This window comes from Algoriphagus lacus (genome assembly GCF_003583985.1).
GTDB lineage: Bacteria > Bacteroidota > Bacteroidia > Cytophagales > Cyclobacteriaceae > Algoriphagus > Algoriphagus lacus.
Genome location: NZ_QXML01000002.1, coordinates 690,451 through 696,783, shown reverse-complemented (window position 1 = coordinate 696,783; position 6,333 = coordinate 690,451). Strand labels below are relative to the sequence as shown.

Genomic DNA, 6,333 nt, shown 5'->3' with positions numbered 1-6,333 from the left:
ATCAAAACCGGTAAATCCCTGCTTTCGGATTCGGTGTATTTGGGGAAGGTGTGATTGTTGTGTTTAAGGGAATTCGGATGCTTCGACATATTTCGATAAGCTCCCTAACCAAGCTCAATCGCCAAGCTCTGCACAAGAGTTTGGAGAACAAATAGAAAAAATGAGCGGAGGGAGAAATCCTTAGGCACTTTTGGTTTAAAGCTGATTTACCCAATTATTTGGCAGGGAAACCCTGAGCGCTCCAATCAAATTTGAGGGATGCCGGTTAGCTTTGGGTAGCTCCACCTTTTTTCCCGAAAGTTATCGGGAGGGGCAAGGGGGATTTTTGAATAATGAAAATAAACGGTTCCGGTACGTGGAGAACTACCTTCGGACAGGCAGGCGCAAACCGGGGCAAAAGAGCCGAGGGATAAATCCTTCGGCTCTTATATTAACAGAAATCATCGAAAAATACCCTGTATTGGGTATTGTGGAAAGAAGGATTTAGAACGTTCTTGAGAAAGAAAATCACACGAAAAGGTGCACCAATGCAGCCAAATCAGGAAAATAGGTGAACAAAAGATCTATAAATAAACAAGTTAGCTGCAAGGCTATTAAGACAACAACAAATAAAATATGTCAGCAATAAACTTAACTGAATTATTTAATACAAAAATTTTTAGAATTCCAGACTACCAAAGAGGTTACGCTTGGGAAGACAAGCAACTTGGCGAACTTTGGGACGACCTAGATGAAATCCCAGCCGTAAATGGCGAACTAAAAAAACACTACACAGGGACAATTTTTCTTGAAGAAACAAAACCAGCGGAAACTGATAGTTGGTTATCAAATGTGAAATTTTTCAATGTTGTTGACGGACAGCAAAGATTGACAACAATCAGCATTTTGCTATACGAGCTTTTAAAAGCTACTGAAATCGGTTATGCCGAGAAGAAAAAGGACAAACTAATTGAAACATTCATCTACGAACCAAATATGTCAGGTGAAAGCAAAGTATACAAATTCAGCTATGCTTTTACAGACAAAAACTACAATTTTTTACATCATTCTATTTTTGAAGACAATAAGGTAGTCCTTAATCAAGGACACCTAAATCACTACACCAAGAATTTAGCAAATGCTAAAAGTTTCTTTAGAGAGAAAATTTCCAAACTTGATGACGAACAAAAAAACTTATTGTTCAAAAAAATCACGACTGCACTTCAATTTGACATTAGAACCATAGAAAAAGATTTAGACGTTCAAGCAGTGTTTGAAACTATGAACAACAGAGGCAAACCGCTTTCAACTCTCGAAAAACTAAAAAACAGACTTATTTATCTAACGGAAAAACTTACAAATCCTGACGAAGACAAAAAGGTTTTACGAAAAAAAATAAATGATGCTTGGGGAAAAATCTATACTTGTTTAGCACAAAATCCCGAACAAATTCTTGATGAAGATATGTTTTTATCAGCACATTTATCTTTGTACAGAAAACCAGTAGAATCTACATTCTCAGAGAAAGTTGCAGAAGAAAAGGTTTTTCAAATGTTCTGTAACAAGCCAGAAAAATATGATTTAGATGAAAGTGGTAAAAAAGAAGAACCTATTACATACAATAAAATAGATGATTACATCTTAAAACTTTCAGAGTTAGCACCAATTTGGTATCAAGTTCACAATTCAAATTCTAAATTGATAAAGCGAATTTTAACTCTTGACAGCCGTAAAGACATCAAAATTTTTCTTGCTCTAATTCTCCTAAAATCAAATGACATCTTAACTCAAACGAAAACATTTGAGAATTTAGAAAAGATTCTATTTAGGAATCGAGTTCCTGGAATTTGGATTATGGACGAAAGGACTACTGCATCTTGGGCAAGAGATATTTACAATGAAGAAGACACAATTGAAGGGATAAACAAAAAGCAAGAAGACCTCTTAAACACAGTTGTTGCTATTCCAAATATTATAAAATCATTCAAATCTTTATTCACTTATGAAAGAGGTGCAAAAGGATTTCATCGTTGGGGAGCCTTGAAATACTTCTTATTTGAATATGAAGAGTATCTAAAACAAAAAGCAAAAGAAACCAACGACAAAGTAACGATAGACGACTTTTATGAAACAACAATTGAGCACATTATTCCTCAACAATTTTGGGACAATTGGCAAGACACAGTGAACAGCTTCACAGATGGTTTAGCAGCGGACGACATTGAGCAAGCGAGAAAAGTTCTCATAAATACGCTTGGCAACTTGACAATTCTTAAAAATGGAAAAAATTCTTCATTGGGTAATAAAAGCTGGAAAGACAAAAAAGAACGTTTTAGAACAGGCTCATATAACGAAATAGATATAAGTTCACACGATACTTGGGCAAAAGACAAAATTGCAGAACGTGGAATTAAGATGCTCAGATTTCTTGAAACAAAAATTAGCGGACTAAATTTTACAGAAGACGACATTGAGAAAACATTGTTTTATGAAGACTATATCATCAACAAAATATACGACAGAAGCCCAGCAGCTAACAGCGGTTTGGTATAATGGCGGGTACAGTGCTTCGTATGACAGTTTTGTGGTAGGTTCAAGTGCAGTTCTTCGATTGAACTTTTGTGCTAAAAATCCGCCACTACGCCAAGCCGCAAAACGTTATGTGCAAGTTAAAAAACAACATATGAAGAAATTTTTTTCTCTTTTGCTATTGGTGGCAATTACATCAGGCACTAAAGGCCAAGAAGTCAGTTTTAGGTCAAGATTTTTACCTGAAAAAGAGTATCTTACGACAAGCTCCACTGATTCAAAAAACATTATGAACATATCAGGACCAGAAGAAAGAATATTGAAGATTAAAGAAAATGGATTTGAATTTCCTATTGAAAGTATTACCCAAACTCAAATTCAAACCGAAATGAAAAACGGGGAGAAACAAGAAGATGAAAGCTTTTTATATACAATACTTTATAAGTCCATAAATACCACAACTATACAAAATGGAAACAAAGAAGAAAGAGAAAATCCAATGACAGGTTTGATTGTGGAAGGAAAATATAATCGTGATGGTCAAGTTGAAGTTCTGAATATAATCAGTGATAAAGTAAATGATGCTACAAAAAATATAATTAAATCATCTCTGGAAACAGTCACACAAAATATCCCATTTCCAGAAGACCCAATGAAAATTGGCGATTCGTTTAATCAAGTTATACCTATGACAATTCCTGTTGCAGATTTAGCTAGCGTCAATATAATAATTTCCACCACTTATACATTAGATGAAGTTAAAGATACTATTGCTTATTTTAATTTAAATCAAAAGATTGAATTAAATATGGATCAAGAAACAGCTGCAATTAAAGCTGAAGGAAAAGGAATAGGTAAAGCCATTTACGATACCAAATACAATTTTTTAAAAGATTACGGAACTGATCTAAAAATGAAAATATCAGTCGGAGTAGAGGATCTAATTATCACAAATGAATTGGTAACAAAAACAAGTCAAAGGGTAGAAATAAAATAAAACCGACTGGAAACAAACCCTAGGAAAACATGGGACAGTTAGCAGTAACGGAAAGGTTGATCCTGAGCTAACTTTATCAAAGGTGGATAAGTAATCACTCCGACATGCCCCAAGTTTCTTAGCTACGGACCTTTAGCAGTCATGCTAGGATAGCAGTGGTAAATTAAAACTGACTGCTGAAAATCAATTAGGACAAACAAATACAAAATAAATATGGCACTATTTAAATCTGGAAATCCTGCCCTTACCAAAGACACTTTTAATGACCTTGAGAAAGTTGTTCAAGGAGACGAAAACATAATGACTTTGCAAGGCACGGTTAATAAGACAGGATTACTTTTACTAGCCGTTATTGTTCCAGCTCTTTATACATGGAACCTATTTACCACGACCTTGGACTTTGCAACCATTACTCCTTACCTCTGGACAGGAACTATAGGAGGCTTAATTCTTGCTTTCATAATCGTTTTCAATATGGACTGGTCTCCATTTTTAGCTCCTGTATATGCAATTCTTCAAGGACTTTGTCTTGGTGGATTTTCTGCAGCTATCAATCATAATTTTCCCGGTATAGTCATGCAAGCCCTCTTGCTAACATTCGGTATTTGCATGGTGTTGCTTATCATTTACAAGCTGAAAATAATTAAGCCTACGGAGAACTTTAAACTTATAGTTGCCTCTGCGACTGGTGGTTTAGCAATGTATTACCTTGTAAACATCGGACTTTCATTCGCAGGTGTAGAATTGCCTTTTATTCATGAGAACAACACAGGCGGGATAATTTTCAGTTTGTTCGCAGTTGTTCTTGCTTCCATGAATTTAGTTGTTGATTTTGACTTTATAGAGCAAGGTGTAGAAGGTAGAGCACCTAAATACATGGAGTGGTATGGCGCATTTGGACTTATGGTTACAATCATTTGGTTGTATGTCGAGATATTAAGACTACTCGCAAAGTCCAGAAAAAAATAATAAACCAATCGACTCAAAGAGAACCGCGCACAAGTATTTGCGATAGCTGAATTTCCAAGCTTCATAGACATTTTTGTCCAGAGTGTAAGTTCAGTTCCCTCACTAGGGGATGACTGATAATCATCCTGGTTAACCACCGCAAGCTTGACTCGGTGGAGTTTGTCAACCGTCTTTCTATCCTCTTAACTCACCCTTTTCCGGAAAACTTTTTGGGAATCTGTTTTGAATGAATGGACTCCTGCGGTTATATTAAAACAGATTTTTAGGGATAGGCCAACCGACAGGCATTTTTTGCAGAAAGTACCGAGGCTTAAAAATCAACCCAGAGGAAGCTAAGTCAGAATTTCCCGCACCTATTGTGGAATGGTTCCAATGAAGCATTCCTTGCGAAAGAGTTGCCTATGTAGAGTTGGCGAGAGTGATAAAGAAACAATCAACCATGAGAAACGAGGTATTAAAAAACAGGCAGCATGACCCAAGGATAACCTATCGCGGAGAAAATGCGTCAAGGCTTGACAACCTGACTGACGCCGTCTTTGGGATTGCGATTACCTTACTCATTTTTAACCTGACCAATCCAAATTCATTCGAAGACTTACTGACCTTTACCAAAACGCTACCGGCCTTCCTCATCAGCATTTCCTTCATCATTTTCATTTGGATTGAGCATTTGGAGTTTTCGGAAATCTATACCCTCAACAACACAGGACTCACAGTATTAAATACAGTCTTTATCGCCTTGGTTATTTTTTACGTGTATCCGCTGCGGTTTCTGACTTTGTTCCTCACCAACTTCTTTTTCAATACTGAAATAGCGGTGAATATTCAAGGCGAGCAGGTTCCCTACCTCATGATGTATTACGGTTTCGTTGCTTTTGCACTCTATTTTATCCTGTACTTATTCTACCATAGGGCCTTAAGACTGAAAGAAGAATTCAACCTCAATGCTTACGAAGAATTCTATACAAAATCACAGAAAAATCGATTGCTGATCATGTTTGCTGTACCCTTGCTTTCCATAGTACTGACGGTTGTAATCAATGAATTTTCCTTTCTATGGGCCTCAGTAGCAGGTGGAGTGGCTTACATCCTTTACACCCCTTTGATGATATTTTGGCAGTACAAATTCAAAAACAAATCAAAAGAATTTCAGCATCCCTGACTTTCCAACGGCCTAAGTAAGTGTCTTCACTTGCTTGAAAGATTCAAAAAATGGTTCCGGTTAGTGGAAACCTGTCTTCGTACAGGCAGGCACAAACCGGGGCGAATGGAAATCAACAGGATAAGGTCCGGCAACAAACCATAAAAAGAGATGAGAAAAATAGTTTACTACGTCGCGAGTTCCATTGACGGATTCATTTCGGGATTGAATGAGGACATCAGTGGATTTGTATCAGGTGGAAATGGTGTCGACAAATATTTAGCAGACCTGGCCCATTTCGACACGGTGATAATGGGGAGAAGCACCTATGAATTTGGCTATAAGTACGGCCTCCAACCGGGAAAACCCGCTTACCCTCATATGAAGCATTACATTTTTTCAAACAGCCTAACACTTGAAAATCCCGATCCACGGGTACAGGTAAAGAAGCTCGACCTAAACGAAATTACCAAACTGCAAATGGATGAAGGAACGGACATCTACCTCTGTGGTGGAGGACAGTTTGCAGGTTGGCTTTTGGATCATCAGAAAATAGATCTTCTGAAACTAAAACTGAATCCTTTGATCCTTGGGGAAGGAGTTAAACTTTTTGGAAATTCAACTTCCAAGTACCGCTTAGACTTGCTTGATTCCTCCACCTATGAAAACGGATTACAGATCATGACTTTTTCGGTGATCTATACAGAATAAGCGGAAT

General features: G+C 37.1%; 5 protein-coding genes. All 5 read left to right on the top strand.

Features of this window, described 5'->3' with window-relative positions; translation table 11 throughout:
• Window positions 1-615: 615 nt before the first annotated feature.
• The 5 genes from D0X99_RS07150 (at window position 616) to D0X99_RS07130 (ending at window position 6,326) form a co-directional block, all read left to right on the top strand.
• A complete protein-coding gene (locus D0X99_RS07150; RefSeq protein WP_119476930.1) occupies window positions 616-2,532 on the top strand; it encodes a DUF262 domain-containing protein in 1,917 nt (638 codons plus the stop codon).
• Window positions 2,468-3,505: a hypothetical protein gene (locus D0X99_RS07145; protein ID WP_119476929.1), complete on the top strand. Its 1,038-nt coding sequence runs from the start codon at window positions 2,468-2,470 to the stop codon at window positions 3,503-3,505. The genes D0X99_RS07150 and D0X99_RS07145 overlap by 65 nt, the downstream gene beginning before the upstream one ends.
• A 213-nt stretch (window positions 3,506-3,718) precedes the next feature.
• Window positions 3,719-4,474, top strand: a complete 756-nt coding sequence (locus D0X99_RS07140) for a Bax inhibitor-1/YccA family protein (protein WP_119476928.1) — start codon at window positions 3,719-3,721, stop codon at window positions 4,472-4,474.
• 439 nt (window positions 4,475-4,913) lie between these two features.
• Entirely contained in the window at window positions 4,914-5,636 is a 723-nt protein-coding gene (locus tag D0X99_RS07135; RefSeq protein WP_119476927.1) for a TMEM175 family protein, read from the top strand.
• A 150-nt stretch (window positions 5,637-5,786) separates the two neighbouring features.
• Window positions 5,787-6,326: a dihydrofolate reductase family protein gene (locus D0X99_RS07130; protein ID WP_119476926.1), complete on the top strand. Its 540-nt coding sequence runs from the start codon at window positions 5,787-5,789 to the stop codon at window positions 6,324-6,326.
• The last annotated feature ends 7 nt before the right edge of the window (window positions 6,327-6,333 follow it).